Origin of the sequence: Curtobacterium sp. SP.BCo (assembly GCF_051903265.1) — a bacterium.
In the GTDB taxonomy this organism is placed as follows: Bacteria; Actinomycetota; Actinomycetes; order Actinomycetales; family Microbacteriaceae; genus Curtobacterium.
Genome location: NZ_CP194337.1, coordinates 1,912,443 through 1,938,485, shown reverse-complemented (window position 1 = coordinate 1,938,485; position 26,043 = coordinate 1,912,443). Strand labels below are relative to the sequence as shown.

General features: G+C 72.2%; 28 protein-coding genes. 15 read left to right on the top strand and 13 right to left on the bottom strand.

Going from position 1 to position 26,043, the window contains the following annotated elements; all coding sequences use genetic code 11:
• The first annotated feature begins 50 nt into the window (after positions 1–50).
• The 3 genes from ACRQ4B_RS09330 to ACRQ4B_RS09320 all read left to right on the top strand — a co-directional run bounded on the left by ACRQ4B_RS09330 (position 51) and on the right by ACRQ4B_RS09320 (position 3,563).
• The gene (locus ACRQ4B_RS09330) at positions 51–953 is read left to right on the top strand and encodes a LysR substrate-binding domain-containing protein (protein WP_439691161.1); all 903 of its coding nucleotides are present in this window, start codon (positions 51–53) and stop codon (positions 951–953) included.
• A gap of 233 nt (positions 954–1,186) precedes the next feature.
• Entirely contained in the window at positions 1,187–2,797 is a 1,611-nt protein-coding gene (locus ACRQ4B_RS09325) for a putative Ig domain-containing protein (RefSeq protein ID WP_439691160.1), read from the top strand.
• Between the two features lie 133 nt (positions 2,798–2,930).
• The gene (locus ACRQ4B_RS09320) at positions 2,931–3,563 is read left to right on the top strand and encodes an FMN-dependent NADH-azoreductase (RefSeq protein ID WP_439691159.1); all 633 of its coding nucleotides are present in this window, start codon (positions 2,931–2,933) and stop codon (positions 3,561–3,563) included.
• Between the two features lie 11 nt (positions 3,564–3,574).
• On the opposite strand, the gene ACRQ4B_RS09315 is transcribed toward ACRQ4B_RS09320, so the two are convergent.
• Positions 3,575–4,618 carry an MBL fold metallo-hydrolase gene (locus tag ACRQ4B_RS09315; RefSeq protein WP_439691158.1) on the bottom strand — a complete coding sequence of 348 codons (1,044 nt, stop codon included), beginning with the start codon at positions 4,616–4,618 and terminating at the stop codon, positions 3,575–3,577.
• 87 nt (positions 4,619–4,705) lie between these two features.
• Between ACRQ4B_RS09315 and ACRQ4B_RS09310 the strand changes: the two genes are divergently transcribed.
• Complete coding sequence (locus tag ACRQ4B_RS09310; protein ID WP_439691157.1) at positions 4,706–5,755, top strand: ATP-dependent DNA ligase; 1,050 nt, start codon at positions 4,706–4,708, stop codon at positions 5,753–5,755.
• A 79-nt stretch (positions 5,756–5,834) separates the two neighbouring features.
• A complete protein-coding gene (locus ACRQ4B_RS09305; RefSeq protein WP_439691156.1) occupies positions 5,835–5,978 on the top strand; it encodes a hypothetical protein in 144 nt (47 codons plus the stop codon).
• 13 nt (positions 5,979–5,991) lie between these two features.
• Here ACRQ4B_RS09305 and ligD read toward each other — a convergent pair whose 3' ends face one another.
• Positions 5,992–7,023 carry a non-homologous end-joining DNA ligase gene (gene ligD, locus ACRQ4B_RS09300; RefSeq protein ID WP_439691155.1) on the bottom strand — a complete coding sequence of 344 codons (1,032 nt, stop codon included), beginning with the start codon at positions 7,021–7,023 and terminating at the stop codon, positions 5,992–5,994.
• Positions 7,024–7,055: 32 nt separating this feature from the next.
• Here ligD and ACRQ4B_RS09295 point away from each other — a divergent pair, with 32 nt between their 5' ends.
• Genes ACRQ4B_RS09295 through ACRQ4B_RS09285 form a run of 3 tightly spaced genes read left to right on the top strand, consistent with a single transcriptional unit; the run spans position 7,056 to position 9,757 of the window.
• The gene (locus ACRQ4B_RS09295; protein ID WP_439691154.1) at positions 7,056–7,892 is read left to right on the top strand and encodes a DUF429 domain-containing protein; all 837 of its coding nucleotides are present in this window, start codon (positions 7,056–7,058) and stop codon (positions 7,890–7,892) included.
• 9 nt (positions 7,893–7,901) lie between these two features.
• Positions 7,902–9,101, top strand: a complete 1,200-nt coding sequence (locus ACRQ4B_RS09290) for a glycosyltransferase (RefSeq protein ID WP_439691153.1) — start codon at positions 7,902–7,904, stop codon at positions 9,099–9,101.
• Positions 9,098–9,757, top strand: a complete 660-nt coding sequence (locus tag ACRQ4B_RS09285) for a hypothetical protein (protein WP_439691152.1) — start codon at positions 9,098–9,100, stop codon at positions 9,755–9,757. The genes ACRQ4B_RS09290 and ACRQ4B_RS09285 overlap by 4 nt, the downstream gene beginning before the upstream one ends.
• Here ACRQ4B_RS09285 and ACRQ4B_RS09280 read toward each other — a convergent pair.
• Entirely contained in the window at positions 9,754–10,182 is a 429-nt protein-coding gene (locus ACRQ4B_RS09280) for a DUF6892 domain-containing protein (RefSeq protein ID WP_439691151.1), read from the bottom strand. The genes ACRQ4B_RS09285 and ACRQ4B_RS09280 overlap by 4 nt on opposite strands.
• 135 nt (positions 10,183–10,317) lie before the next feature.
• Here ACRQ4B_RS09280 and ACRQ4B_RS09275 point away from each other — a divergent pair, with 135 nt between their 5' ends.
• Positions 10,318–11,814: an APC family permease gene (locus ACRQ4B_RS09275; RefSeq protein WP_439691150.1), complete on the top strand. Its 1,497-nt coding sequence runs from the start codon at positions 10,318–10,320 to the stop codon at positions 11,812–11,814.
• Between the two features lie 205 nt (positions 11,815–12,019).
• On the top strand, positions 12,020–12,634 hold the full coding sequence (locus ACRQ4B_RS09270; RefSeq protein ID WP_439691149.1) for a hypothetical protein: 615 nt from the start codon (positions 12,020–12,022) through the stop codon (positions 12,632–12,634).
• 7 nt (positions 12,635–12,641) lie between these two features.
• On the opposite strand, the gene ACRQ4B_RS09265 is transcribed toward ACRQ4B_RS09270, so the two are convergent.
• The 3 genes from ACRQ4B_RS09265 to ACRQ4B_RS09255 form a co-directional block, all read right to left on the bottom strand.
• Positions 12,642–13,157 carry a hypothetical protein gene (locus ACRQ4B_RS09265; protein WP_439691148.1) on the bottom strand — a complete coding sequence of 172 codons (516 nt, stop codon included), beginning with the start codon at positions 13,155–13,157 and terminating at the stop codon, positions 12,642–12,644.
• 108 nt (positions 13,158–13,265) lie between these two features.
• A complete protein-coding gene (locus ACRQ4B_RS09260; RefSeq protein ID WP_439691147.1) occupies positions 13,266–13,586 on the bottom strand; it encodes a hypothetical protein in 321 nt (106 codons plus the stop codon).
• Positions 13,587–13,690: 104 nt separating this feature from the next.
• Positions 13,691–14,068: a DoxX family protein gene (locus ACRQ4B_RS09255; RefSeq protein ID WP_439691146.1), complete on the bottom strand. Its 378-nt coding sequence runs from the start codon at positions 14,066–14,068 to the stop codon at positions 13,691–13,693.
• 82 nt (positions 14,069–14,150) lie between these two features.
• Between ACRQ4B_RS09255 and ACRQ4B_RS09250 the strand changes: the two genes are divergently transcribed.
• Positions 14,151–14,486 carry a hypothetical protein gene (locus ACRQ4B_RS09250; RefSeq protein WP_439691145.1) on the top strand — a complete coding sequence of 112 codons (336 nt, stop codon included), beginning with the start codon at positions 14,151–14,153 and terminating at the stop codon, positions 14,484–14,486.
• 196 nt (positions 14,487–14,682) lie between these two features.
• Here ACRQ4B_RS09250 and ACRQ4B_RS09245 read toward each other — a convergent pair whose 3' ends face one another.
• On the bottom strand, positions 14,683–15,174 hold the full coding sequence (locus ACRQ4B_RS09245; RefSeq protein ID WP_439691144.1) for a DUF427 domain-containing protein: 492 nt from the start codon (positions 15,172–15,174) through the stop codon (positions 14,683–14,685).
• A gap of 276 nt (positions 15,175–15,450) precedes the next feature.
• Here ACRQ4B_RS09245 and ACRQ4B_RS09240 point away from each other — a divergent pair, with 276 nt between their 5' ends.
• The gene (locus ACRQ4B_RS09240) at positions 15,451–16,869 is read left to right on the top strand and encodes an amino acid permease (RefSeq protein ID WP_439691143.1); all 1,419 of its coding nucleotides are present in this window, start codon (positions 15,451–15,453) and stop codon (positions 16,867–16,869) included.
• Here the strand turns inward: ACRQ4B_RS09240 and ACRQ4B_RS09235 are convergent.
• The 3 genes from ACRQ4B_RS09235 to ACRQ4B_RS09225 form a co-directional block, all read right to left on the bottom strand.
• Entirely contained in the window at positions 16,851–17,741 is an 891-nt protein-coding gene (locus tag ACRQ4B_RS09235; RefSeq protein ID WP_439691142.1) for a LamG domain-containing protein, read from the bottom strand. The two genes, ACRQ4B_RS09240 and ACRQ4B_RS09235, sit on opposite strands and share 19 nt — an antisense overlap.
• A complete protein-coding gene (locus ACRQ4B_RS09230; RefSeq protein ID WP_439691141.1) occupies positions 17,738–18,622 on the bottom strand; it encodes a S26 family signal peptidase in 885 nt (294 codons plus the stop codon). Before ACRQ4B_RS09230 ends, ACRQ4B_RS09235 begins: the two co-directional genes overlap by 4 nt.
• A gap of 113 nt (positions 18,623–18,735) precedes the next feature.
• Positions 18,736–19,389, bottom strand: a complete 654-nt coding sequence (locus ACRQ4B_RS09225) for a hypothetical protein (protein ID WP_439691140.1) — start codon at positions 19,387–19,389, stop codon at positions 18,736–18,738.
• 196 nt (positions 19,390–19,585) lie between these two features.
• Between ACRQ4B_RS09225 and ACRQ4B_RS09220 the strand changes: the two genes are divergently transcribed.
• Positions 19,586–20,047 (top strand): MarR family winged helix-turn-helix transcriptional regulator, encoded by a 462-nt coding sequence (locus tag ACRQ4B_RS09220; protein WP_439691139.1) that lies wholly within the window; start codon positions 19,586–19,588, stop codon positions 20,045–20,047.
• A gap of 60 nt (positions 20,048–20,107) precedes the next feature.
• Here the strand turns inward: ACRQ4B_RS09220 and ACRQ4B_RS09215 are convergent, their stop codons facing one another.
• Positions 20,108–20,557 carry a BLUF domain-containing protein gene (locus tag ACRQ4B_RS09215; RefSeq protein ID WP_439691138.1) on the bottom strand — a complete coding sequence of 150 codons (450 nt, stop codon included), beginning with the start codon at positions 20,555–20,557 and terminating at the stop codon, positions 20,108–20,110.
• A 54-nt stretch (positions 20,558–20,611) separates the two neighbouring features.
• Positions 20,612–20,917: a hypothetical protein gene (locus ACRQ4B_RS09210; RefSeq protein WP_439691137.1), complete on the bottom strand. Its 306-nt coding sequence runs from the start codon at positions 20,915–20,917 to the stop codon at positions 20,612–20,614.
• A 61-nt stretch (positions 20,918–20,978) separates the two neighbouring features.
• Here ACRQ4B_RS09210 and ACRQ4B_RS09205 point away from each other — a divergent pair, with 61 nt between their 5' ends.
• A complete protein-coding gene (locus ACRQ4B_RS09205) occupies positions 20,979–24,311 on the top strand; it encodes a DEAD/DEAH box helicase (RefSeq protein ID WP_439691136.1) in 3,333 nt (1,110 codons plus the stop codon).
• A 3-nt stretch (positions 24,312–24,314) separates the two neighbouring features.
• Here ACRQ4B_RS09205 and ACRQ4B_RS09200 read toward each other — a convergent pair whose 3' ends face one another.
• Positions 24,315–25,094, bottom strand: a complete 780-nt coding sequence (locus tag ACRQ4B_RS09200; protein WP_439691135.1) for an aldo/keto reductase — start codon at positions 25,092–25,094, stop codon at positions 24,315–24,317.
• A 57-nt stretch (positions 25,095–25,151) separates the two neighbouring features.
• Here ACRQ4B_RS09200 and ACRQ4B_RS09195 point away from each other — a divergent pair, with 57 nt between their 5' ends.
• Positions 25,152–26,027: an HNH endonuclease family protein gene (locus tag ACRQ4B_RS09195; protein WP_439691134.1), complete on the top strand. Its 876-nt coding sequence runs from the start codon at positions 25,152–25,154 to the stop codon at positions 26,025–26,027.
• Positions 26,028–26,043 lie beyond the last annotated feature (16 nt).

Genomic DNA, 26,043 nt, shown 5'->3' with positions numbered 1-26,043 from the left:
GGAAGCAACGGTTCGTTACGGGTACCCGGAAGCTGAACTACAGTGTCGTCGTGCTCGATGTGCGCCGGCTCGTCCTCCTCCGCGAACTCTCGATCCGAGGCACGGTCGCGGCCGTCGCCGAGGCGGTGAACTTCACCCCGTCGGCGGTCTCGCAGCAGCTCAGCACCCTCGAGCGCGAGGCGGGCGTGCCCCTCCTCCGCAAGGCCGGGCGGCGGTTGCAGCTGACCCCGCAGGCCGAGGTCCTGGTGCAGGCGGCGGGGCACGTGCTCGACGTCCTCGAGCAGGCCCAGTCGCAGGTCGAGGGCACCATGCCGACGGTGCAGGGCCGCATCCGGGTCGCCGTCTTCCAGTCCGCGGCACTCGCCCTCATGCCGAACGCACTGCACGCCATGGCGACCGAGCACCCGGACGTCCGGGTCGAGATGGTGCAGCGCGAGCCGGAGACGGCGCTCCACGAGACCTGGGCGCGCGACTTCGACATGGTCATCGCCGAGCAGTACCCCGCGCACGCGGCACCGCACCTGCCGGGTCTGCGGCGGGCGGACCTCACGACCGACGCCGTCCGACTCGCCCTGCCCCCGCTCGACACCGCGCTCGCCCCGGTGTCGTCGATCGAGGACGCCGAGGCGCTGCCGTGGGTGATGGAGCCGCGCGGCACGGCCTCGCGGCACTTCGCCGAGCAGGTGTGCCGGCGCTGGGGCTTCGAGCCGGACGTCCGCTACGAGACCGCCGACCTGCAGACGCAGATCCGGCTCGTGGAGTCCGGCAACGCGGTCAGCCTGATGCCCGACCTGATGTGGACCGGGCGCACGACCACCTGCCGGCTGGTCGAACTGCCCGAACGTCCGCGGCGGACCATCTTCACGGTGGTCCGTGCCGCCGGTTCGACGTCCCCGGCCGTCCGCGCGCTCCGCGCGGCGCTCGAGGACGCCGCAGCGGCGGTCGGCGACTGAGCCGCGCGCCGCGAGCGCGCAGGACCGGATCGATGGTGCGCAGGACCGGACGGGAGGCGCGGTTCCGGCCCGCCCCGGGCCTCCCGTCATGCGCTTACCCCCAACCCAGGTCACATTCTGATCACTGACGGTGTGTCCGCGCGCGTGTACCCCTACGATCCGAATGAGCCGAGGACTCTCGGCAGATTCTTACGATCCGGCACCCGACCGGACCTGAGCACATGGGGGAACACGTGCGCCGTAGCACCTCCACCGTCCGACGCGCCTGCGCCGTCGGCACCACCGTCGCCCTGATCGGTCTGACGACCGGCCTGGGCGTCATGTCCGCCACCGCGGCGTCCGCGGCGACGGACCCCGCGGTCTCGCAGCAGACCGGCTCCTCGCAGGGCGCAGCCGGGACCGACGGTCAGACGTCGGACCCCAACGCCGGCACCGGAAACGGCACCGCCGCCGACACCGGCACCACCGACACCGGCTCCGGCACCGGGACCGCGGGTTCCGACGCCGGCAGCACCGGCACCCCGGCGGACACCGACACGACCGCGCCGGGCACCGGCACCGGCACCGGCTCGGAGGGCACGACGGGCTCGAACGGCGACGCGACCAACGCGGGCACCACGGGCGCCGCGAACAACCCGGAAACGACGAACTCGGGCGCGGGCAACCAGGGCACCCTGGCTGCTCCGGCCGCCGCGACCACCGTCCAGATCACCGGCACGGCCCGGGTCGGCTCCCTCCTGCAGGCGAAGACGACCGGCTACGCCGGCCCGCACACCTACGCCTGGACGCGCGACGGTGACGACACCGTGCTGTCCACCGACGACTCCTACACGCTGACGACGGCCGACATCGACCACGTCATCACCCTCACGGTCACCGACACGGCCACGGAAGTTGCCACCTCGGCGAAGACCGACAAGGTCAGCGAGGACGTGCGGTTCGCCGACAGCGAGACGAACACCGACGAGGCGCCGTTCGCCATCACCGCGGACGCCGGCGTCGCGTACTCGCACTCGTTCGCCGTGGTCGCGGGCAGCGGCACGGTCAGCTACTCGGTCGGGTACACCTACCCGGAGGACGCCGACCCGGAGGACGGCGGCACCCCGTCGGACTACCTGCCGGACGGCGTCACGCTGAACGCGAAGACCGGTCTGCTCAGCGGCACGTCGACGACCTCCGGGAGCTACGACTTCACGATCGTCGCGTCGAACGGCACCTCGACCGCGACCGAGTACGTCGAGGTCACCGTCAACCCGGACGTCGCCGTCGGCGTGCTGGCCTTCGCGGCCGACGCGACCACCGACGACGTGCTCAACGAGACGAAGGCGTCGAACGCCTGGATCATCGCACCCGACGGATCGATCACCACGATCCACCGCCCTGCGGACCTGGAGGCGGAGCCCACGTTCGAGGAGGGTGGCCAGCCCACCGTCAAGCAGGGACAGTCGCTCTGGGTCCAGGGCTACGCGGTCGACCAGTACGGCAACACCACCCAGGACTACGACGAGGAGACGGGCGACCTGCCCCGACCGGTCGTGACGAGCGACGTCGCCAGCGACCAGATCGCCTGGGACGAGGACGAGTACGCGACGAAGATCACGTTCCCGCACGCCTCCACGCACACCATCACGGTGGCGCAGGACGACGTGTCGGTGTCCTTCCCGGTCACCGTCGTGCCGACGGCGTCGACCGTCGCGGTCGTGAAGCCGCTCGCCACGGGCCGTCAGCTCGCCTACACCGGCACCGACGCGACGGGCGCCCTCCCCTGGGCCCTCGGCTTCGTCCTCGCCGGCGCCGGCCTGATCGGTGCACGCACGCTGCGCCGCCGTCGCACCCAGGACTGACACCCCAGACGCCTCCCGTCCGTCGCGTGCCCGCGCGGTGGACGGGAGGCCCGGCTCGGCCCCGTCCCGCCCCTCACCGGCGCGGCGGGGCCGTTCCCGTCACCCGGCGGGCGTCGGTCGGTAGCGTTGGGGCATGCCCACGCTCCTGCACATCGACTCCTCGGCCGACCTCGCCCGCTCCCGCTCCCGCGCACTGACCGCCGCCTTCGCCGACGCCTGGCGTGCACGCGGCCCGGAGTACACCGTGGTCCGCCGCGACCTGCACGTCGACCAGCTCCCGCACCTCGAGGCGTCGGCGCTGCACTGGGCAGCCGCGGACCGCACGGCCGACGAGGTCGTCGCGCCCGAGGCCGACGCGCTCCGCCAGGAGGTCATCGACGAGCTCCTCGCCGCCGACGTCGTCGTGGTGGGTTCCCCGCTGTACAACTACTCGGTGCCGTCGACCCTGAAGGCCTGGATCGACCGCATCCACATCCCGGGAGTGCTCGCCGGCGACGTGCAGCCGCTGGCCGGTCGTCCGGTCGTGACGGTGGTGAGCCGCGGCGCCACCTACGACGTCGGCACCCCGACGGAGGACTGGGACCACGGTTCGCCGGTCCTGCACCTGATCCTCGGCACGGCGCTGGGCATGAAGACGTACCCGGTGACGGTGAGCGCCACGCTGGCCGATCGGCTGCCGGACCTCGCTCCGCTGGCCGACCACGCCGCCGCCGAGTTCGCCGACGCGAAGACCACCCTGGAGCGCCTGGCCACCACCCTCGCCTGACCCGGGGGCCGTCAGGCGGGCCGGACCTCGTCGGCGCGGCCGAGCAGGTCGGCGTGGAAGGCCGTCTGCGTCAGGGCGCTCGCGAGCAGGAAGCCCGTCATCGACTCGATGCCGCCGCTGAACGGCACCCGCGACGCGACCTCGTAGAGCGTCGGTTCGTGCAGGACGTCCAGGGCCTCGGCGACGTGCCGGGACCGGTCCTCCCGGTGCCGGGCGAGCGTCCGGGCACGGGTCACGACGTCCCGGAACCGGTACTCGTGGCCGGGGCAGACCTCCAGGTCCTGGTGCGCGTCGAGCCGTCCGAGCGACGCCAGGTACGCACCGAGCGGGTTCGTCGCGGTCCGCCCGCCGAGGCCGATCCCCGGGTTGATCCGCGGCAGCACGTGGTCGCCGGTGAAGAGCAGCCCGTCGGCCTCGTCGACGAAGCAGCAGTGTCCCTCGGTGTGGCCGGAGGTCAGCAGCGTCCGGATCGAGCGTCCGGCGACGGGGAGGCCGTCGCCGTCCTCCAGGAGCACGTCCGCGAACGGCGCCGCGGCCCGGCCGAGCCCGATCCGACGTCCGCTCCCCCAGGCCTCGACCACGCCGGCCCGCAGGTGCGGCGGCACGCCCCACGTCGCGATGTCCGCGTCGTTCGCCACGGCGTCCGCGCGCTCCCGGCGCAGCGCCTCGACCTCGAGCCGGTGCATGGCGACCCGCGCACCACTCGCCCGCCGGACCGCCGCGGCGGCCCCGAGGTGGTCGGCGTGCAGGTGCGTGACGACCACGAGCCCGACGTCGTCGAGCGACCGGCCGATCGTCGCGAGCCCCTCGCGGAGCGCCACGAGCCCGTCGTCGGACGTCCACCCCGGGTCGATCAGGGTCAGCCCGCCGTCGGAGCCCTCGACGACGTACACGAGGGTGGCGTCCGGCACCCCGAACCGGAACGGGACGGCGAGGGTCCAGATGCCGGGGCGGACCTCCTCGACGGGCGGCAGGACGCCGTCGCGGAGCGCGGCGGCCTGCACGGGGCTGATCGGTTCCGGTGCCGGCGCTGCCGACGGTGGCACGGTCGTCACGCGACCACCCTAGTGAGGCGACCGGCGGGGCCGGGCCGCACCGCGCCTCCAGGCAGTCCGACGCGCGGACGCGAGTAGACAGGCCGCATGGAGATCGCACCGATGCTCGCCAAGGCCGTCACCACCGTCCCCGCACCCGACAGCGTGCGGGGCGGGCTGCGGTACGAGCCGAAGTGGGACGGCTTCCGGGGCATCGTGACGATCGACGGCGACGACGTCACGATCGGCAGCCGCGGCGCCAAGCCGTTGACCCGGTACTTCCCCGAACTGGTCGAGGCGTTCCGGGCGCAGTTCGGCGGCCGCGACCACCAGGTCGTGCTCGACGGCGAGGTGGTGCTCCGTGCCGGCGAACCCGGCGCCGAGCGGCTCGACTGGGAGGCGCTCTCGCAGCGCATCCACCCCGCTGCCTCGCGGATCGCCAGGCTGAGCGCCGAGACGCCGGCGCAGTTCGTCGCGTTCGACCTGCTGGCCGTCGACGGCACGGAGCTGCTCGACCTGCCGTTCGACGACCGTCGCGGCCGACTGGAATCACTGGCGTCGGACCTCGTCGACCCGCTGTTCGTCACCCGCACCACGCTCGACGTCGACCTCGCGCGCGAGTGGCTCACCACGTTCGAGGGCGCCGGCCTGGACGGCGTCGTGGCGAAGCCCCGCGCGAAGCCGTACGAACCGAACAAGCGCACGATGCTGAAGGTCAAGCACCACCGGACCGCCGACGTCGTCGCGATCGGGTACCGCGTGCACAAGAGCGGCAGCGGGGTCGGGTCGCTGCTGGTCGGGCTGTACGGCGAGGACGGGGAGCTCCGCCAGGTGGGCGGCGTGTCCGCCTTCACCGACGAGCGCCGGGCCGAGTTGGTCGACGAGCTCGACCCGGTGGTGCTCCGGGACGCGGACGGGAGGCCCGTCACGGGTGCCGGGGAACGGTCGCGGTTCTCGTCGGGTCGCGACACGTCGTTCGTCCGGCTGGCGCCGGAGCGCGTGCTCGAGGTGCGCTACGACCAGATGGAGGGCGACCGCTTCCGGCACACGGTGCAGTTCGAGCGGTGGCGGCCGGACCGCGAGGCACGGTCGTGCGGGTTCGACCAGCTCGAGGTCCCCGCTGCCTACGACCTGCGCGACGTGCTGGTGTCCGATTGACGCGTACGCATGGAAGTAGTTAGGCTAACTAGTAACTTGGTGGCACGGCAGCAGCCACCTCGAGGGACAGGGAGCGGACATGATCATCGACGGCATCAGCGACGCCCACCGCGGCACCTGGTCGCGGTTGACCCGCCTGCACACGGCGAGCGTCACCCTGCCCACGCAGACCACCCGCGTGGCCGACCCGAAGCGCCGCGTCGAGGACACCAGCGCCGCGTAGGCCGCCTGGTCCGCTAGTCGGTCGCGCTCGGCTGCTTCGCCCGCGACGGTTGCACACGTGGCGGTTCCCCGGGCATCTTCGGGAAGTCCGGCGGGAACGGCATTTCGCCCTCGCCGTTCTCCAGGTCGCGCTCCCACCACGCCAACAGGGGCTCGATGCTCCCGTGCTCGGCGTGCATGCCCTCCCACGGGTCACCCGTGCTCGCGAGTCGATCGGGGACCGTCCGGACCGTGAACGCGGTGGGATCGGCACCGTCGAGCTCGTCCCAGGCGATCGGCGTGGACACGGCGGCGTTCGCGAGTGCACGCGGGCTGTAGGCGCCCGCCATCGTCCGGTCGCGGTTCGCCTGGTTGAAGTCCACGAACACCCGCTGGCCTCGCTCCTCCTTCCACCACGCCGTCGTCACCCGGTCCGGCATCCGCCGTTCGAGCTCCCGTGCCGCCGCGATCACCGCGTGCCGGACGTCGAGGAACTCGTGCTCCGGGTGGATCGGCGCGAACACGTGCAGGCCGCGGTTGCCGCTCGTCTTGATCCACGACGTGAGCCCCACCTCGTCGAGCACCTTCCGGAGCTCGTGCGCGATCGGCACGGTGTCACGGAAGTCGGTGCCCGGCTGCGGGTCGAGGTCGATCCGGAGCTGGTCCGGGTGGTCGCTGTCCTCGGCACGGGACGCCCACGGGTGGAACACGACGGTGTTCATCTGCGCCGCCCACACCGCGACGGCCGGTTCGTCGACCACGAGCTGCGGGTGCGCCCGGCCGCTCGGGTAGGTGACCGTGACCGCGCGGACGTAGTCGGGTGCGCCCTTCGGCGGGTTCTTCGAGAAGAACTGCTCGCCGTCGACACCGCCCGGGAATCGCTGCAGCGAGATCGGGCGGTCGCCGTTCGCCGCGCCGAAGGCATCGCCCACGGTGACCAGGTACTCGGCGAGGTCGAGCTTGGTGATCCCCTGCTCCGGCCAGAGCACGCGCGAGGGACTGCTGATCCGGACCTCCCGGTCCCCGTGCGGGCCGGGCACCGTCAGCGTCGTCGCTTCGCTCGCCATGCAGCGGAACGTACACGGGGCAGGATGGACGGGTGACGGCGTACCTCGGGGTGGACCTGGCGTGGGGGCTCGGCTCGGAGCGGAAGCCCGCGAACGAGACCGGTCTGGTGGCGATGGACGCCGACGGCACGATCGTCGACGCCGGGTGGGCCCGGGGCGTGGACGCCGTCACCGACTGGATCGTCGCGCACCTCGGGCCGCGCTCCCTCGTCGCCGTCGACGCCTCCCTCGTGGTGACGAACCCGACCGGGATCCGCGAGGCCGAACGGCAGGTCGGCCAGCGCTACGGCCGGTGGAAGGTCGCCGCGAACCCGACGAACCTCGCCTCCGCGGCGAGCGCCGGTGCCCGGCTGCTCGACCGGCTGACCGACCTCGGCGTCGGGTACGTGTCGTCGACGGCCGCGATGCGGGAACGCACCGGCCCCGTGGCGTTCGAGTGCTACCCGTACACGACCCTCGTCGGCGTCGAGGAACTCGGGTACGACGACGAGCGGCCCCGGTACAAGCGACTCGACCTGCGGGTCCCGGCTGCGGTCGCGCGCCAGCGTCGGGCCGAGGCGTTCGACGAGCTCGTCCGACGGATTCGGGAGACGCCGCTCGACCCGCCGCTGCACCTGGATTCGCACGCGCTGACGGCGGAGTTGGCCGTGCTCTCCGGCATCCACGGGCCGACGCACAAGCACCGGGAGGACCTGCTCGACGGCGCGCTGTGCGCCTGGACGGCCGCGTTCTGGGAGCGGCACGGCGACCAACGCGTGCAGATCCTGGGAGGCGACCCGAGCCTCCCGTCCGACCCTGTGGACACGGCGGGCCGCCGACCCGCCGTCGTGGCGCCCGCGCGCCCGTCGCAGCGGCGGCCCCGCGGATAGGCTGCACCGGTGACCTCGACGACCGAACCCCTCCGCATCGGGCTGGTGTCGCTGCACACCTCCCCCGGCGACGAACCCGGATCGGGCGAGGTCGGCGGCATGAACGTCGTCGTCCGGCACCAGGCCGAAGCCCTCGCCGACCGCGGCCACCACGTCGACATCATCACGCGCCGGTCGTCGCCGACGCAGCCGGCCTCGGTGTCGCTCGTGCCGGGCGTCTGCCTGCGGTTCTTGTCGGCCGGACCCGCCGAGCCGGTGCCGAAGGGCGAGCACGATGCGTTCATCGAGCCGTTCCGCCACGAACTCGAGCAGCTCGGCCCGTTCGACGTGCTGCACTCCCACCACTGGTTCTCCGGTGCGGCCGCGCTCCCCGTCGCCCGCGAACGAGGCGTCCCGCACGTGCAGTCGTTCCACTCGATCGCCGCCGATTCCGACACGCCGCTGTCCGAGGGGGAACGGCCCGAGTCCGCCGGACGGATGGCCGGTGAGCAGCAGCTCGCCCGCGAGTCCGACGCGGTGGTGGTCGTGTCCGCCGCCGAGGCCGAGACCGTCCGCACCCGGCTCGGCGGCGACGGCGCCCGCGTCTGGATCATCCCGCCCGGCGTCGACGGCTCCGTCTTCCGTCCGACCAGCGGCGCACGCCGCGCAGCCGTCCCGTACGTCGTCGCCGCGGCGCGCGTCCAGCCGTTGAAGGGCCTTGACCTGGCGATCGAGGCGATCGCAGGCATCAGCCAGGAGGCCCGCCCCACCCTCGTCATCGCGGGCGACGCCTCGAGCGAGGCGGGCGACTACGTGGACGAACTGCGTCGGCTCGCCGCCGCGCACGGCATCGCCGACCGCGTGACGTTCATCGGTCCGCAGTCCCGTGCCGACCTGGCGTTCCTGTTCCGCGGCGCGGCAGCCGTGCTCGTGCCGTCGCACTCGGAGACGTACGGGCTCGTGGCGCTGGAGGGCTCGGCGTCCGGGGTGCCCGTCGTGGCCGCCGCTGCCGGTGGGCTGCGGGAGGCCGTGCTCGACGGCGAGACCGGCGTCGTGCTGGAGTCGCGGGACCCGGCGGTGTGGGCGGCGGAGATCGAGCGGATCCTGACCGATGGGTCGTACGCGGCGGGGTTGGCGGCCGCGGGGCGGGAGCACGCGGAGCGGCTGAGCTGGGAGCGGTCGGCCGAGGGGCTCGAGGACGTGTACCGCAGGGTCCTCGGTCGGTCGTGACGGCGTTCGACGGGTTCTGGGCGGCGCTCGACGCCGTGCCGGTCGCGGACGACGCCGAGGCGCTGTACGACGTGTCCTCGGCGGCGGGGCGGCTCCGACGGGAGAACCTCGCGCGCTACCTCGACCGTGTCGGCTCCGGGACGGACATGCTCCTCGTCGCGGAGGCTCCGGGGTGGCGGGGCATGACGAACACCGGTGTGCCCTTCACCAGCATGCGCGAACTGGGTCCGGAGTACCTCGTGCCGCCGGAGCCGACCGCGCCGTGGGAGGCGTCGTCGCGGGTCGTGCACGCGGCACTGGCCGACTGGCGCGGGCCGCTGCCCCTCGCGTGGGCGGTCTTCCCGCACCACCCGTTCGCTGCGCCGGACCGGCTGACGAACCGGACGCCGCGGCCGGCCGAGGTCCGGGACGGTGCGCCGGTTGCGCTCGCGCTCCTGGAAGCCCTCGGGGGTGCTGCTGGCGGGGGTGCGGACGACGGTGTGGGCGTCGGTTCGGGCGGCGGTTCGGACGTCGGCTCGGGCGTCCGCGTCGTCGCCGTCGGGCGGAAGGCGCAGGGTGCGCTGGCGCTCGCAGGCGTCGACGCCGTCGCGGTGCGGCACCCGGCGCAGGGCGGTGCCGCCCAGTTCACCGAGCAGCTGCGCGCCCTGGACCGCTAGGCGGAACGGACGTCGACGCCCTTCGCCGCCAGGCGTTCGGCGACGTGTGCGGGCAACGGCGCTGCCGCGTACACGGTCGTGAGCGCCGGGAGGTCGAGCACGTCGTCCCAGTTCTGCGGGTCGTAGCGGTCGTCCGAGCCGTCCCACCCGGGGTGCACGTCCTGCAGGACCTCGAGGTCGGAGTCCACGCTGAGCTCCGTCACGAGGGACAGCTGCGACGGGAGCAGTTCGAGGTCGTCGTAGTACTCGCGGGCCCGGTCGTCCTGCCCTTCGACGTCGAGGTCCTCGTCGGCGTCGTCCTCGCTCTCGCCGTCGTACGGTTCGAGCACGTCGAGGTCGTAGCAGAGCACGTCGAGCACGAGCAGTTTCGCGTTGAAGTCCGCGAACTCGACGGCTTCCTCGGTGGTCCTCGACTCGTCGTACATGGGTCGTCAGCGTAGCCGTCGGGCCGGGGTCCGTCCGGGGTCGCGTCGGAACGCGCACAACACGAGCGTGTTGCGATCAGCGGGGAGCTTCCTGTGAAGGCGGACAGATTGGTGTCCCCCGGAAGAGGCTGACGCATGGCCACCACCAACGAAGCGCGCCCGAAGACCGAGCAGCCAGAGCTCAAGCGGGTCATCGGTCCGAAACTCCTCCTGTTGTTCATCGTCGGGGACATCCTCGGCACGGGTGTCTACGCCCTCACCGGCCAGGTCGCGGCGGAGGTCGGCGGAGCAGCGTGGCTCCCCTTCCTCATCGCGTTCGCGGTCGCCCTGCTCACCGCGTTCTCCTACCTCGAACTCGTGACGAAGTACCCCCAGACCGCCGGCGCCGCCCTGTACGTGCACAAGGCGTTCGGCATCCACTTCGTCACCTTCATCGTGACGTTCATCGTGATGTGCTCTGGCATCACGTCGGCGTCCACGGCCTCCCGCGCGTTCGCCGCGAACCTCGGCGCCGGCTTCGGGCTCGAACTGCCGAACGGTGTCGTGATGCTCATCGCGATGGGCTTCATGCTCGCGGTGATGGCGATCAACTTCCGCGGGGTCAGCGAGAGCGTGAAGACGAACGTCGTGCTCACCCTCGTCGAGCTGAGCGGTCTCGTGATGGTGATCCTCATCGGCTTCTGGGCGATCGCCGGCGGCAACGCGGACTTCTCGCGGGTGGTGATGTTCGAGACCCCCGAGGACAAGACCCTCCTTTTGTCGGTGTCCACCGCGACGTCGCTGGCGTTCTTCGCGATGGTCGGGTTCGAGGACTCGGTGAACATGGCCGAGGAGACGAAGGACCCGTCTCGGATCTTCCCGAAGGTGATGCTCACCGGCCTCGGGATCACCGCCGTCATCTACGTGCTCGTGTCGATCTGCGCCGTGGCGGTCGTGCCGATCGGTGAGCTCGCCGGCAACGAGACGCCCCTGGTCACCGTGGTGCAGACCGCGGCGCCGGACTTCCCGATCGCCGACCTGCTGCCCTTCATCTCGATGTTCGCCGTCGCCAACACCGCCCTGATCAACATGATGATGGCATCCCGACTGCTGTACGGCATGAGCAAGCAGGGCGTCCTGCCCGGCTTCCTTTCCAAGGTCTCGCCGACCCGTCGCACCCCGTCCACCGCGATCGTCTTCACCACGCTGATCTCGCTGCTGCTGATCGGCTGGGTCTCGCTCGACCCCGACTCCCCCATCGTCGTGGTCCTGGGCGGCACCACCTCACTCCTGCTGCTGTCGGTGTTCGCGGTCGTGAACCTGTCCGTGCTCGTGCTGCGGCGGGACAAGGTCGGGCACAAGCACTTCCGCGCGGGCGTGGTGATCCCGGTGATCGGTGTGGTCACCTGCCTGTGGTTGGTCCTGCCGTTCTCGTCCGGGCGCGACCCGCAGCAGTACGAGATCGCCGGTGCGCTGCTCGCCCTCGGTGTGCTGCTCTGGATCGTGACGTGGTTCACGCACGGCCGGAAGCGCACCGACAAGGCGCCGACCGGACTGGTGACCGAGCCGACGACGGTGCAGCGACAGCCGCAGGACCACGTCGACGCGCGGTCCGATGACGAGGCCGGCCGGCGCGAGGACCGGGACGCCTGATGGACCCGGTGACGGTCATCTTCGCGATCTCGATCGGGATGGTGGTGGTCTGCGCGCTGTCGGCCGCCGGCTGGTTCCGCCGCCGCCGCTGACACCGCGCACACCGCTCACCTCGCTCACCCCCGATCGGGCGGTCGCGGTTCCCAGGCGGGGCACGTAGCCTCTTCGTGCTCCGCCTGACCCGCCCCGCCCGAGAGGACCCGCCATGCGCCGCGTCGGCATCACGCTCGCGTCGGTGTTCGGCGCGGGCGTCGTCGCGATCGGCATCGGTGTCGTCGTGGTCGTGGTCATCGCGGTGAACTCGCTGACCGGCGCCGCGAAGTCCGTCACCGCCGCGCCCACGTGCCCGGACGTCGCGTCGAAGACCATCGGCGGGATCGTGGTCCCCGCCGGCCCGGTGGCCGGCTTCTGCCAGGACCGGCTCGTGAACGCCGCGTACGTCATCGAGGCCGCACAGTCCCGCGGCATCGGACCACACACGCAGGCAGTCGGCGTGATGACCGCGATCGGCGAGTCCAGCCTGGTGAACCTGGACCACGGAGACGCCGCCGGACCGGACAGCCGCGGGCTCTTCCAGCAGCGGGACAACGGCGCGTGGGGCACCTACGAGCAGCGCATGGACCCGTACACGGCGGCGTCGATGTTCTACGCCAAGCTCGTCAAGGTGCCCGGTTGGAAGTCGATGACCCCGACGCAGATGGCGCACGCCGTCCAGATCAACTCGGACCCCGACCACTACGCGAAGTTCTGGCCGGAGGCGAAGGCCGTCGTCGAGGGCCTGACCGACCAGACCGTGCCGGACACCGCTCCCCAGGGCTGAACCACCGTCAGGAAGCCAGCGCGAGCGCACCGGGATCCGGGTCGTCCGCGTCGTCCGCGTCGTCCGCCTCGTCGACGTCGCGCAGGTCGTTCACGTCTTCGACATCGTCGACATCGTCCAGGGACACGATCGCGATGCCGCCGGTGTGCACCGCGACCTGTGCCCGGATCCGCACGCCGTGTTCGTCGAACGTGCACGCACAGGCGTCCACCCACTCCCAGTCGACCGGGAAGAGCCGTGACTCCCCAGGACGCTCCCACACCAGGACGACCTCGGCCGCGGCGACCTGCTGCACGATGTCGGCCGCGAGCGCCGCGAGGTCCTCGACGTGCTCGTCCGGCTGCCACGGCAGGTCCGAGATCGGCATGACGAACGACACCGGCACGGCGCGTTCGTCCAGGAACAGGACCCAGCACTGCCGGGTGATCGGCCGCTCGACGAGGGCGGTCACGAGGTCGATGACGTCGTCGTCGGTGCGGACGGAGGTGTGGATCAGGCGGTCGAGGATGTCGTTGTCTGGCATGCGTTCAGCGTCGCCGTGACGGGCCCCGGACCGCGGTGCGCCGGCCCGATCTGTGGACAGCGACACGAGAACGCACCCCTGTGGAGGAACACCCCGGCGAGGGGCCGCCTAGATGCCGTGCGTGATCGCGCTGTCCACCAGCAGGATCGCCCCGAAGAACACCGCCACCACCGCAGCGATCCCGACCAGGGCGAACGGCCACGACAGCCGACGCCGCACGAGCCGCAGCACGCAGACCACCAACGCGGCGACGAGCACGAGGGCGACGAGCACCGGCCCGACGTACACCACCGCACCGCCGAGGGCCTCGTCGCAGGAGTTGCCGGGAGCCGAGCACGACGAGAACCCGAGGGACAGGAACACGATCCCACCGCCTGCGACCACCGACTCGGCCGCCAGGACGACGAGCAGGGCCGTGGTGGCGACCACGTCCGCGACGCGACGGCCGCCGGCCAGGGGGTGCCTCGCCTCCCGTCCGAAGGCCGCCGGACCGGACCCGAGCGGATCCGCCACGACCGGCGCATCCATCGACGTCACCGCCGCCCGCGGGTCGACCACAGCGACGCGGCCACCAGGAGCGGCTGCCCGAAGAGGCGGCCGATGCGCTTGACGTCCGTGTCGAGGCCGAAGGCATCGCGACGGTTGAGCCACTGCGAGACGTTGCCCGGGAACACCGCGACGAAGAACAGGGCGACCACGGTGCCGACGAACCGGCGGCTGCGGCGCGGGGTGAGGACGAGCGCGCCGCCGAGGGCGATCTCCGCGACGCCCGAGGCCAGCACGGTGGTGTCCTCGTCGAGCGGGACGAACTCCGGGACCTGCGCGCGGAAGTCCTGCCGGGCGAACGTGAGGTGGCTCGTCCCCGCGAAGACGAGGGCGAGACCGAGCAGGACACGGAGGAAGGAACGCATGCCTCCATCGTGCCCGTCCGACGCCGTCGGCGTCCGGCCGGACCACGAACGGACCGGCGCGGTGCTCGCTAGGTTCGGACGCATGGGATCAGCCGCGCGGGACCACGAGCCGCCCGCAGCTCCGGCGACGTTCGCCGTCCTGCTCGGACCGATCGCGTTCTACATGGGGATCATCGTGCCCGCGGCGTCGATGTGGCGGCACGTGCTGCTCGGTGCGGTGTTCGGCGTGGTGTGCGTGCTGAGCGGCTGGCGGGCCCTCGCGATCGCCGGGCGTCGTCGTCGTGCCGTGCGGGTGTGGTCGTGGATCGGGATGGTGATCGGCGGGCTCGGGCTCGTGATGCTCGTGTGGCAGCTGCTCGTCATCGCGACCGGGGGCGCGTTCCCGCCGCCGTTCTGGTCGCCGTACGCGCACCGCTGACCGGGCGGGCGGCGGCGGGCGCAGGCGGCGGGCGGGTGCCGAGCTTCGGCTGGGCGGACAGATTGCGCGCTCCTGACGGCGGAATGTGTCCGCGGAGCCGAGCCTCGGCGAGCCCCCGGCCCGCCCGGCCCCGCCGGCCCGCCCGGCCCCGCCGGCCCGCCCGGCCCGCCCGGCCCGCCGCTGCCCGCCGCCCCGCTCACCAGCCGAGCGTGCCCGGCGCCCCCTTGAACGGCCCGACCACCTTCGACGTGATCCACCCGCCGTAGAAGTCGCCCGCCTGCGCCTGCACGACCTCGCCGCCGACCGCGCACGAGTCCATCGCCGAGGGGTAGATCGCCACCCGGTCCCGCAGCGACTCGTACCCGGGCTCCGGCGTCGGGTAGTTCCACGCAGCGCGACCCGCCACGACGCCGTCCCCGCCCACGACGTCGAAGTACCGCGCGCGCCCCTTGAACTCGCACATGCTCGACCCGTCGGCCGGCCGGAGCTCCAGATCGGCCATCGGCAGGTAGTACACCGGCGGGTGCGAGGTCTCCAGCACCCGGACGGCGTCCGTGGTGTCCGCGATCACCGCGCCGCCGAGTCGCACCACCACCCGGTCGTGGACGGGTTCGACGGCGGGCGGGCGCGGGTAGTCCCACACGGACTCCTGGCCGGGGGCGGGCTCGGTTCGGTTCGGTCGACGCATGGCTCCCGTCTACCCCACGAGCCTGCCTGGAGGCCCGGTGCTCGCCCGCCACGCCGCCCGCGCCCGGCAGGCGGCCGGCCGGGCACGCCGCCGACGGGGCACGCCGCCCGCGCGGGGTCCGTCGCGCGGGGTCCGTCGCGCGGCCCGAGCCTCGGCCCCGCGGACACCCTGCGGCTGCCGGGGCCCGTGCACTGTCCGCCCAGCCGAGGCTCGGCACGGCAGCGACGAGCAGGGCACCGACGAGCACGCGGCCCGCGCAGGGTGCAGAGTGGGCGCGTGACGACGACGACACGCACCCTGTTCCGACGGAAGCCGATCGAGACGATCGACGACGGCACCGAGGGCGAGGACGGCCTGAAACGGCACCTCGGCCTGTGGCAGCTCACCGCGATCGGCGTCGGGGGCATCATCGGCGCCGGCATCTTCACCCTCGCCGGCACGGTCGCGAACGGCGTCGCCGGCCCCGCCGTCCTGATCAGCTTCCTCGTCGCCGGGGTCGCCAGCGCCGCCGCAGCCCTCTCGTACGCGGAGTTCGCCGGCCTCATCCCGAAGGCCGGCAGTGCCTACACGTACGGCTACGCGGTGCTCGGCGAGATCGTCGGGTGGTTCATCGGCTGGGACCTGCTCCTCGAGTACACCGCGATCGTGGCGGTCGTGGCCATCGGCATCTCCGGGTACGTGGGCTTCCTCGTCGGCCAGTTCGGCATCGACCTGCCCGCATGGATGCTCGGCGCCCCGGGGACCGGTGACGGCCACGTGATCGACGTGTTCGCGATCCTGCTCTGCCTGCTCACCGCGTTCGTCCTGACGCGCGGAATCCGCAGCGCCGCCCGGTTCGAGTTCGTCGCCGTCGGCATCAAGGTCCTGCTCGTCGCGCTCATCATCGTGCTGGGTGTGTTCCACATCAACAGCGCGAACTACTCGCCGTACTTCCCGTTCGGGTTCGGCGGCGTGATGACCGGTGCCGCGACGGTGTTCTTCGCGGTGTTCGGCTACGACGCCATGTCCACCGCCGCCGAGGAGTCCACCGACGCCCGCAAGCACATGCCGAAGGCGATCCTGCTGTCCCTCGGCATCGCGATGGTCCTCTACGTGCTCGCGACCCTGGTGCTCACGGGCATGCAGAAGTACACCGACATCGACCCGGAGTCGGGCTTCTCGTCGGCGTTCGCGTCGGTCGGGCTCGGCGGCGTGGCGAACGTCATCGCGATCGGTGCCATCGTCGGCATCGTGACGGTGCTCATCACCTTCATGCTCGGCGCGAGCCGCGTCTGGTTCTCGATGAGCCGCGACGGGCTGATGCCGAAGTGGTTCGCGAAGACCGACCCGAAGCGGCACGTGCCCACCCGGGTCACGTGGATCCTCGGCATCGCGTCGGCGGTGCTCGCGGGCGTGCTGCCGATCGGGGTCGTCGCGGAGCTGACGAACATCGGCATCCTGCTCGCGTTCGTGGTGGTGTGCTCCGCGGTGATCGTGCTCCGCTACCGTCAGCCGGACCTCGACCGGCAGTTCCGGCTGCCGTTCATGCCGGTCATCCCGGTCATCGGCGTGATCGCGTCCCTGTGGCTCGTGACGTTCCTGCAGTGGGAGACGTGGGTGCGCTTCGCGGTCTGGTTCGCGATCGGGCTGGGCGTGTACTTCGGGTACTCCCGCCGCCACAGCAAGCTCGCGGAGGGTCAGACCCCGGCCGCGTAGTGGTTCGCGACCTGCGTCGGCGTCAACACCGAGGTGTACACGGCGGCGAAGCGCATCGAGCCGGTGAAGTAGAAGTTCGCCGGCTGCCCGGGCCACCCGCTGACGGTGTCGTAGCCGATGCGCCAGTAGCCGGTGTAGTTCTCCGGCGTCGTGTACGCCGCGTTCGAGGCGACGAGGGCCCCGTCGGCGTACAGGCTCATGCCGGATGCGGCCGACATGGTGGCGACGACGTGGTGCCACTTGCCGTCGGTGTACGCGCTCGGTGAGGTGACGACCTGCGTCGTGCCGTTGTAGGCGCCGAAGACGAGCTGGCCGGCGGTGTTCAGGTAGACGGCGCGGTCGTGCTGCCCGGACGCCGCGGTCTGGCTGCTGCCGAAGCCGATGAGGAGCCCGCCCGCCACGGTGGTGCGGAACCAGACCTCCTCGCTGAAGGTGGTGGGGTTCTTCACCGAGGCCGGGGTGGCGACGAAGCTCGTCGACCCGTTGAGCACGTAGGAGCTGCCGGTGTCCCGCTTGCAGGCGTTCGGCGACGGGGTCGCGGCGGTCATCGAGCCCTGGTAGGTACCGTTCGCGCCCTTGCCCGACGAGTCCACGGCGGTGGTCGCGCCGGTGGCCTCGGTCAGCCGGTAGGCGAAGAGGGCGTTGCTCGCGTCGGCGGCGACCGCGGCGGTGCAGGTGAAGTACGGCGCGGTGGCGGCCGTGTTCGTGCGGTTCGCGACGGTCGCCGTGAAGGCCGAGCGGGTGAGGCCGCCCTGCGCGAGCAGCACGACGAGGCCGAGGGCGACGACGAGCACGAGCGCGACGACGCGCCCGTCCCGGAAGGAGCGGAAGGACCGGAGGGACCGGACGACGCCGATCGCTGCCTGCTTCATGCGGCACGCACCGTGTGCTCGCGGCCGACCCAGAGGCAGAGCACCAGCGGGACCGCGCACACCGCGAGCAGCAGCGCCCAGCCGGCCGGGTCGAGGTCGATGCCCGAGGACAGCTGGTAGTGGCCGTTCGCGGTGAGTTCGTGGATGGTGACGCGACCGACCTCGCCGTCGACGAGGTGCACGCTGTCGCTGCCGTGGCCGCTCACCCGCACGGGGAAGACGCCGGAGGAGATCACGGTCGCGGTGACCGAGTGCGCGGTCGAGGTGTTCTCGATCGTGGCGACGTTCACGAACGGCTTGAGGATGAACGCCGCGTACGAGGCGGTGAGCGCTCCCCCGGCGATGCGGAGCGACGCGCGGGTCACCCGGTCGGTGAAGGGGCTGGTGAGGATCCAGATCAGCAGGGTGCCGACGAGCAGGATCGGCGCGGCGCGGAGCACCCATCCGACGTGGGGCACCAGGGCGACGGGGGCACCGACGATCTCATCCTGGCCGAGGGTCCACGGGTCGGTGGCGCCGTTCACGTCACCGCGGGTGTGGATGCCCCCGTCGGCGTCGATGCTGACGATGCGGTGCGTGTAGGTGGTGCCCGGGTTCGCGGCGGTCCTGAAGGACACGATGTCGCCGACGCGCAGGGTGTCCACGCGGACGGGCTGGTCGACGACGAGCGTGCCGACCGGGACGGCCTCGCCCATCGAGGGGGTCTCGACGACGAACCAGCGCCCGCCGCCGGCGACGAACAGCATCGCGGCGACGAGCAGGAGGCCGGCGACCACGGCGGTCGACCAGGCGAGCAGGGTCTCGAGCGCCGTGGCCGGACGAGCCGTCAGTCGCTGCCGGGGCAGCACCCCGTGCAGCGAGATGGCGGCGGTCTGGCTCATGTGCTCTGCTCCTGTGGTGTGGGACTGGGGGGGGTGCGGGGCGGTACCTGGTCGCTCGGGCAGACCAGGTACCGCGCCGCGGGGGGTGGGGTGGTGGAACGGGGTGGGACGGATCAGGCGGTGAAGGTCCAGGTCATCGGCACGGAGGCGGCGAGTCCCTGGTAGGTGTTGCCTGCGCTGGAGTCGAGCGTGACCGCGAAGTTGAACGGGACGGACGCGCCGGCGGCGGGGGCGGCGGGCATCGTGAACGCCGAGGCAGCGGCGCCCTTGAAGCTGGCGAGCGTGCCGGAGAACACCGTGGTGGACCCCGAGGTGATGACGAGGTTCATCTTGGCGCACAGGTCGGTCGCGGTGCCGTTCGAGGACCCGTTGTTCGACTGCGTGCAGGTGGCGCCCGGGGTCAGCGTGAACGTGCTCGCGGCGGCGGTGCCGGTGTTCTTGATCGAGATCGCGGTGTTGACCGTGTTGCCCGGGGTCATCGTCGTGCTGCCACCGAACTTGTTGATCGTGGAGCAGGTCGCGGAGTTGGTCGAGACCGAACCGCCGTCGGTGCTGAGGCAAGTGACCGAGGCGCCGGCGTTCTGCTCCTGCATGATCAGGGTGCCGCTGCCGGCGGTGTTGCTGCTGTTGGTGATGCTCGCGGCGAACCCGGAGAGCGTCCCCGTGAAGGAGAGCGACAGCAGGACGGCGGCGAAGATGCCCGCGATGATCGCGACGGGAGCAAAGCGGATCCGCTTGAGCGGGGAGATGCGGTGCGAGTTGGACACGGGGTACCTCGATGTCGATGGGTTCATGATTCGCAATCTCGATGACCGGATTGCTCAATGATCAAGATAGCCAAGCATTCGCGGAGTTGCACGCAGTCGCCTGCCCCCAGTGCGGGGCACGAGGTCCGGCGCGCGCTGCCGGGCGGGCCCGCCGTTGTACGCTGCCGCAGGCGTCGTCGAACGAGAGGAGCAGCGCATGGCGGAGCAACAGGCCCCGGAACCGAGCGCGCTCCTGGCCGCGTTCGACGCCGTCGTCCGCGCCCAGACGAGCCTCACCGCCGAGCTGAGCCGTCGCGCCGGCATCCACGACTCGGCTCTGCGCACGCTCGTGCTCCTCAGCGAGACCGGGTACGCGACCCCCACCGAGGTCGCCGGCTATCTCGGGCTGACCTCCGGTGCGGTCACGAACACCACCGACCGGCTCGTCGACGCCGGGCTGGTCGAACGTCGCCGGAACCCGGCCGACCGGCGCGGGTCACTGCTCGAGCTGACGGCGGCGGGCGCCGACCTCATCGCCGATCGCCAGGCGCGCTACGCGGCAGCGCTGCGCTCGGTGGACGCGGCGCACGACGGACGGCTGCTCCCGGTGCTCGAGGACCTGGCGAACACCCTGCTCATCGGCGCCGTCGACGCGCACGCCGACACCCCGACGGACTGACCGGACGCCGGCGGCCCGCCGACCACTCAGGCCCGGCTGACACGCAGGCCCGCCGACCGCTCAGGCCTCGCGCCGGTGCTTCCCCTTCGCGGCGTCCGGCGCCGCCATCGGGTGGTTCCGGAACCACCGCAGCAGCTCGCGCGACCGGCTCGTGTCCGCACTGCGGTCCCCGGCCGCCAGGAAGTCGCTGAAGCCCTCCGGGACCGCTGTGCCCTCGGTACCCCGGTCGTACGCCATCGACCAGTCCGGGAACCGCCGGGTGTGGATGGACTCCTCGGCGAGCAGCCGGACCTCGTCGTGCCGGTCGTCCGCGAGGATCCGCTGGTAGGTCGACAGCACCGCGTCGTACGGCCCCTCGAGCAACTGCATGAAGCGACCGGCGCGGTGCACCAGCAAGCCGGTCAGGCCGTCGGCGGTGTTCCGGGCACGGGCGTGCGCCAGGACGTCCTCGAGGGCGTTGTCGTCGAACGGTTCCGTGGCCGAACTCATGTAGACGAGGGACTGCAGCATGCCCTCGATCCTGCCCGCTCAGGCCTGGGCGTGACTCCCCCAGAACGGGCCGGACTACGCCCGGACCTCGCGCACGTTCTGCGCCTGCCACCCCTCGGGCACCGACTCGCGGAACGCCCGGAGCGCGTCCTCGTAGCTCGTGCCGGTCGCCTCGTGCGGCTTGGTGTCCCGTGCGCGGGCGATCGCGCGGACGGTCGTCTCGCCGGTCGCCTTGCTCGTGACCGCGTTGATCTGCTGCAACTCGAACCCGTCGAGGTCGAGCGCTGCGATCGCGGCCAGTCGAGCGGCTTCGATGTTGTCCCCGCTGCCCTCGGCCTCGCGGGTCTCGGTCGATCGCAGTTCGCCTCGCATGGTCGTCACCGAACCAGTATGACCGGGTCGCCGGACCGCCGAGGTCGGTGGCACCTGGCAGACTCGTCCCGTGCCAGCCGCCCCGATGATCGACGCCGTCGACGTCATCCGGTTCGTCGGGCCGCAGGCGTTCGGCCGCGCGCGCGACCTCGTCCGCGCCGGCCTGGTCGACGAGGCCGTCTGGCACGACGACGACGGCACCGTCACCGCCGCGGTCTCCGGCTCCGCGGACGACCCGTACGAGCTCCGGATCGAGACGACGCCCGCCCGCGGCGAGTTCGTCCGCCCCGTCCGCAGCACCTGCGACTGTCCGCTCGGCGGCGAGTGCAAGCACGTCGCCGCGGCGCTCCTCACCATCAACGCGCGCGCCCTGGCCGCGGCGGCCGGCCCCCGTCCGGCAGCAGCGGCTCCCCCGCCCTCGGACTGGAGGCACGACCTCGCCCGCCTCGCCGGCGACGACGAGCAGGTGGCTACCCCGCAGGGCACCCCGATGGGGCTGCAGTTCGAGTTGCGCGACGCGGTCTCCGCACGCCTCGCCTCCCGGGCGAGGGCCGCCGGCCGTGCCCTGCCGACGGCGTCGCGGTCGGTGCGGCTCGGCGTCCGCCCGGTGACCCGCAGCGACGCCGGCAACTGGGTGCGCGGCCAACTCACGTGGGGCACGCTCCCCTACTCGATGAACCGCCTCGGGCTCAGCCCCGAGCAGCACGGCTGGTTCCTGCAGTTCGCCGCCCTGCACCGCGCGGGGCAGCTCGCGGGCCTGCCGGGCGAGGCCGACTGGGTCCACCTCGACGACTTCGGCAGTCCGCTGCTCTGGCCGCTGCTCGCGCAGGCACCGGAGCTCGGGATCGCGTTCGTCACCGGGAAGCGCGAGGGCGGTGCGGTCCTCGGGGCGGAGGCCCGGGTCCTGCTGGACGCCGCACGGCAGCATGACGGACTGGTGATCGGTGCGAGCGCGGTGGTCGACGGCCGTCCGGTCGCCGAGGGCACGGCGCGGATGATCGGCGACCACGGCGTGTACGCGTTCCGTGAGAGCCCCGAGTTCCACGTCACGGTCGCCCCCACACCCGGCCCCGTGCCCGAGGACCAGCGCCGCATGCTCGTCGAGGGCGCCCGCATCACGGTGCCGGGCGACGAGATCGACGAGTTCCTGGCGGACTGGTCGCCCCGGCTCCGCGGTGCGCTCGGCCTCGTCAGTTCGGACGGGTCGATCGAGCTGCCCGAGCGCACGCCGCCCGAGCTCGTGCTGACGGCGACGTTCGAGCCGGCCCGTGCGCCGCGGACGGACGACCGCGTGCACCTGCAGTGGCGCTGGCACGTCGACGGACGGAAGGACCCGGTCGCGCTGCACGGTCCGCTACCGGACCTGACCGCCCTGCGGGCGGCGGACGACGACGCGAGCCGCGCCGTTCCTCCCGGGCCCGGGGGTGGACTGGACTGGTTCGCGGACGGGACCATCGACGGCGCCGACGTCGCCGTCTTCGCGACCGAGCTCCTGCCGGAGCTGCCCGGACTCGGCGTCCGCACCGTCGTGCAGGGCGAACGCGTCGACTACGAGCGGCTCAGTGGGCGGCCGCACATCACCGTCACCACCATGCCGTCGGACAAGCACGACTGGTTCGACCTCGGCATCTTCGTCACCGTGAACGGGAAGCAGGTGCCGTTCACGCCGCTGCTCCGGGCGCTCGCGAAACGCGACCGCCGCATGAAGCTCATCGACAACTCGTACCTGTCCCTGGCGGATGCGGCGTTCGACCGGTTGAAGGAGCTCATCGAGGAAGCGCGCGACCTCGACGAGTGGGAGCCCGACCAGCCGATGACGGTCACGCCGCTGCAGGCGGGGATCTGGTCGGAGTTCGACCAGCTCGCGGACGAGACCACGCACGACGAACGCTGGCAGACGATCGCGTCCGGGTTGCTCGGGGCGACACCGCCGGAGTCCGTCGCGGTGCCGACCTCGGTGCGCGCCGAGCTCCGGCCGTACCAGCACGCCGGGTACGCCTGGCTGTCGTTCCTGCTGACGCACGGCATCGGCGGGGTGCTCGCCGACGACATGGGGCTCGGCAAGACGCTGCAGGTCCTCACGACCATCGCGGCAGCACGGGGATCCTCGCCGGACGCGCCGCCGTTCCTCGTCGTCGCGCCGACCTCGGTCGTCGGCAATTGGGCGTCCGAGGCGGCGCGGTTCACACCGGACCTGCGGGTGACCACGGTGACCGCGACCTCGTTGAAGGACCGGGCCCGGGTGGCGCGTGCGGCGGCCTCGTCGGACGTGGTCGTGACGTCCTACGCGCTCCTCCGGCTCGACGCCACGGCGTACACCGACCTGCCCTGGTCGGCGCTCGTGCTCGACGAGGCGCAGTTCGTGAAGAACCCGCAGTCCCAGACCCACCGGGTCGCCGCCGAACTCCGCGCCCCCGTGAAGTTCGCCATCACCGGCACCCCGCTCGAGAACGGCCTGACGGACCTCTGGGCGCTGTTCCACATCGTCGCGCCCGGGCTGCTGTCGTCCTGGTCCCGGTTCGGGGACGACTACGTGAAGCCCCTCTCCTCGCCCGACCTGCGCGGCGACGCTCGCCGCGAGCTCACCGAACGACTGCGACGCCGGATCCGGCCGCTCATGCTCCGGCGGACGAAGGAGAGCGTCGCGTCCGACCTCCCGCCGAAGCAGGAGCAGGTCGTCCGGGTCACGCTCGACCCGGCGCACCGGACGCTGTACGAGACGACGCTGAACCGGGAACGCCTGAAGGTCCTCGACCTCATCGACGACCTCGCCCGCAACCGGATGATCGTGTTCCGGTCGTTGACGCTGCTGCGGATGCTCGCGCTGTCGCCGGCGCTGGTCTCCGGCACGTCCGACACCGACATCGACGCCGCCACCGATGCCGTCGCGCCGGTGCCGTCGGCGAAGCTCGACCTGCTGCTCGACGAACTCGAGCAGCTCGCCGCCGAGGGCCGACGCGCGCTGGTGTTCAGCCAGTTCACGTCGTTCCTCCGCATGGTCGCCACGGCACTCGACGAGCGCGGCGTCGGGTACGAGTACCTCGACGGCTCCACCCGTCGTCGCCCCGAGGTCATCGACCGGTTCCGGAACGGCACCGCCCCGGCGTTCCTCATCTCGTTGAAGGCCGGCGGCTTCGGACTGACCCTGACCGAGGCGGACACCGTGTTCGTGCTCGACCCGTGGTGGAACCCCGCCGCCGAGAACCAGGCCGTCGACCGGACGCACCGCATCGGCCAGACCCGGTCGGTGAACGTGCAGCGGTTCATCGCCGAGGACACCATCGAGGAGAAGGTCCTCGCGCTCGCAGCGAAGAAGGCCGAGCTGTTCGCCACGATGATCGACGACGACGCCCTGTTCGCCGACGACCTGACCGCCGACGACATCCGCTCGCTGCTGGCGTGACGGTCAGCGCCCGAGCGCGTCGATCGCCGCGACCTCGTCGTCGGTGAGCTCGATGCGGGCACCGGCCGCGTTCGACCGGATGCGCTCCGGGTTCGACGACTTCGGGATGACGACGAACTCGTGTGCGACGTGCCACGCGACGATGACCTGCGCACTGTCGGCGTCGTGCGCCTCGGCGACGGACAGGAGCGTCGGGTCCTGCAGGTTGCTCGCCTTGAACGGGCTGTAGCCCTCCAGGACGACGCCGCGGTCCGCGAGCCCGTCCGCGATCTCGCCGTCGAACTCGACCGGGCTCCACTTGACCTGGTTCACGGCCGGGGTGACCTCGGTGGCCGAGACGAGCTCGTCGATCTGGTCGAGCGAGTAGTTGCTCACACCGACCGCGCGGGTGAGCCCGTCGGCCTGGGCGCGCACGACCTCCTCCCAGACGTCCGGGCGGGCCTCGCCGTTCGGCGGCCAGTGCACCAGCCACAGGTCGAGGTGGTCGAGGCCGAGCTGGTCGAGGCTCTCCTCGATCGTCTCGCGCACCCGGTCGGCGTTGTCCGGCGGGAGCTTCGTCGTGACGAAGACGTCGTCGCGCGCGAGGCCCGAGTCGGCGATCGCCCGCCCGACACCACGCTGGTTGCGGTAACCGGTGGCGGTGTCGATGTGCCGGTAGCCGGCCTCGAGCGCCGCACCGACGGCGGCGGGGGCGTCGGCGTCGGCGATCTGCCAGGTGCCGAAGCCCAGGAGCGGCATCGGTCCCCCGGTGACGGGCACGGACGGGTTCGCGTAATCGGTCATGATCCGTGTCTACGCCGTCGGGTCGGAGCCGCTCGGAGCGACGGCCGCAGCGCCCGGATGACGGTACAGTCACACGGCAGCACGACCGCACCACCGCACCACCAGGAGCTCCACCGCAGCATGCCGTCCCGCCGACGTCGCACCCGCACCAGCCTCACGTCCGTCCTCGTCGTCCTCGGCCTCGCCGTCGGGGCCTACGCGCTCCACACCACCGGCTTCCTCGCACCCGATGCCGAGGCCGCACCCGCCGTCACGAGTGAACCCGCGGGGTCGGACGCGCCCGTCATCACGACGGCACCGGTCGCGCCGGAGACGACCCGTGCCTCCAGGCCGGGGTCGGAACCGACCGCCTCGGTGACCGGCACGGCGACCGACCAGCAGGACGCACGGACCGCGCGGGCGCAGCTCGCCGCCCTGCCCGTCAGGGGCACGGCACCCGCGACCGGGTACGACCGGGTCGCGGACTTCGGCACGGCGTGGCTCGACGTCGACCGGAACGGGTGCGACACCCGCAACGACGTCCTCGCGCGCGACCTCACCGCGATCACCCGGACAGGGCCCTGCACGGTGTCGTCCGGGACGCTCGTGTCCCCGTACACCGGCGCGACGGTGGACTTCGTCCGCGGGAACACCACGTCGACCCTCGTGCAGATCGACCACGTCGTCGCGCTCGAGAACGCCTGGCGGACCGGGGCGCAGCAGCTGTCCCAGGCACAGCGGGAGGCACTGGCGAACGACCCGGACAACCTGTTCGCCGTCGACCGGCACTCGAACGCGCAGAAGCGCTCCGGCGACGCCGCGACCTGGTTGCCCGCCGACAAGGCGTTCCGGTGCACCTACATCGAGCACCAGGTGGCGGTGAAGACGACCTACCGCCTGTGGGTCGTGCCAGCGGAACGCGACGCGATGGCCCGGGTCCTCGACCGCTGCTGACCGTCGAGCGGTCGCG

Bases quoted from the DNA above. Each gene is read 5' to 3' on its own strand.
- ACRQ4B_RS09215 (WP_439691138.1), bottom strand. From the start codon at position 20,557: ATGCTGCAGTCCCTCGTCTACATGAGTTCGGCCACGGAACCGTTCGAC.
- ACRQ4B_RS09320 (WP_439691159.1), top strand. From the start codon at position 2,931: ATGCCCACGCTCCTGCACATCGACTCCTCGGCCGACCTCGCCCGCTCC.
- ACRQ4B_RS09245 (WP_439691144.1), bottom strand. From the start codon at position 15,174: ATGCGTCGACCGAACCGAACCGAGCCCGCCCCCGGCCAGGAGTCCGTG.
- ACRQ4B_RS09195 (WP_439691134.1), top strand. From the start codon at position 25,152: ATGACGGTACAGTCACACGGCAGCACGACCGCACCACCGCACCACCAG.
- ACRQ4B_RS09265 (WP_439691148.1), bottom strand. From the start codon at position 13,157: ATGCCAGACAACGACATCCTCGACCGCCTGATCCACACCTCCGTCCGC.
- ACRQ4B_RS09270 (WP_439691149.1), top strand. From the start codon at position 12,020: ATGCGCCGCGTCGGCATCACGCTCGCGTCGGTGTTCGGCGCGGGCGTC.
- ACRQ4B_RS09250 (WP_439691145.1), top strand. From the start codon at position 14,151: ATGGGATCAGCCGCGCGGGACCACGAGCCGCCCGCAGCTCCGGCGACG.
- ACRQ4B_RS09255 (WP_439691146.1), bottom strand. From the start codon at position 14,068: ATGCGTTCCTTCCTCCGTGTCCTGCTCGGTCTCGCCCTCGTCTTCGCG.
- ACRQ4B_RS09220 (WP_439691139.1), top strand. From the start codon at position 19,586: ATGGCGGAGCAACAGGCCCCGGAACCGAGCGCGCTCCTGGCCGCGTTC.
- ACRQ4B_RS09310 (WP_439691157.1), top strand. From the start codon at position 4,706: ATGGAGATCGCACCGATGCTCGCCAAGGCCGTCACCACCGTCCCCGCA.
- ACRQ4B_RS09275 (WP_439691150.1), top strand. From the start codon at position 10,318: ATGGCCACCACCAACGAAGCGCGCCCGAAGACCGAGCAGCCAGAGCTC.
- ACRQ4B_RS09200 (WP_439691135.1), bottom strand. From the start codon at position 25,094: ATGACCGATTACGCGAACCCGTCCGTGCCCGTCACCGGGGGACCGATG.
- ligD (WP_439691155.1), bottom strand. From the start codon at position 7,023: ATGGCGAGCGAAGCGACGACGCTGACGGTGCCCGGCCCGCACGGGGAC.
- ACRQ4B_RS09235 (WP_439691142.1), bottom strand. From the start codon at position 17,741: ATGAAGCAGGCAGCGATCGGCGTCGTCCGGTCCCTCCGGTCCTTCCGC.
- ACRQ4B_RS09305 (WP_439691156.1), top strand. From the start codon at position 5,835: ATGATCATCGACGGCATCAGCGACGCCCACCGCGGCACCTGGTCGCGG.
- ACRQ4B_RS09230 (WP_439691141.1), bottom strand. From the start codon at position 18,622: ATGAGCCAGACCGCCGCCATCTCGCTGCACGGGGTGCTGCCCCGGCAG.
- ACRQ4B_RS09280 (WP_439691151.1), bottom strand. From the start codon at position 10,182: ATGTACGACGAGTCGAGGACCACCGAGGAAGCCGTCGAGTTCGCGGAC.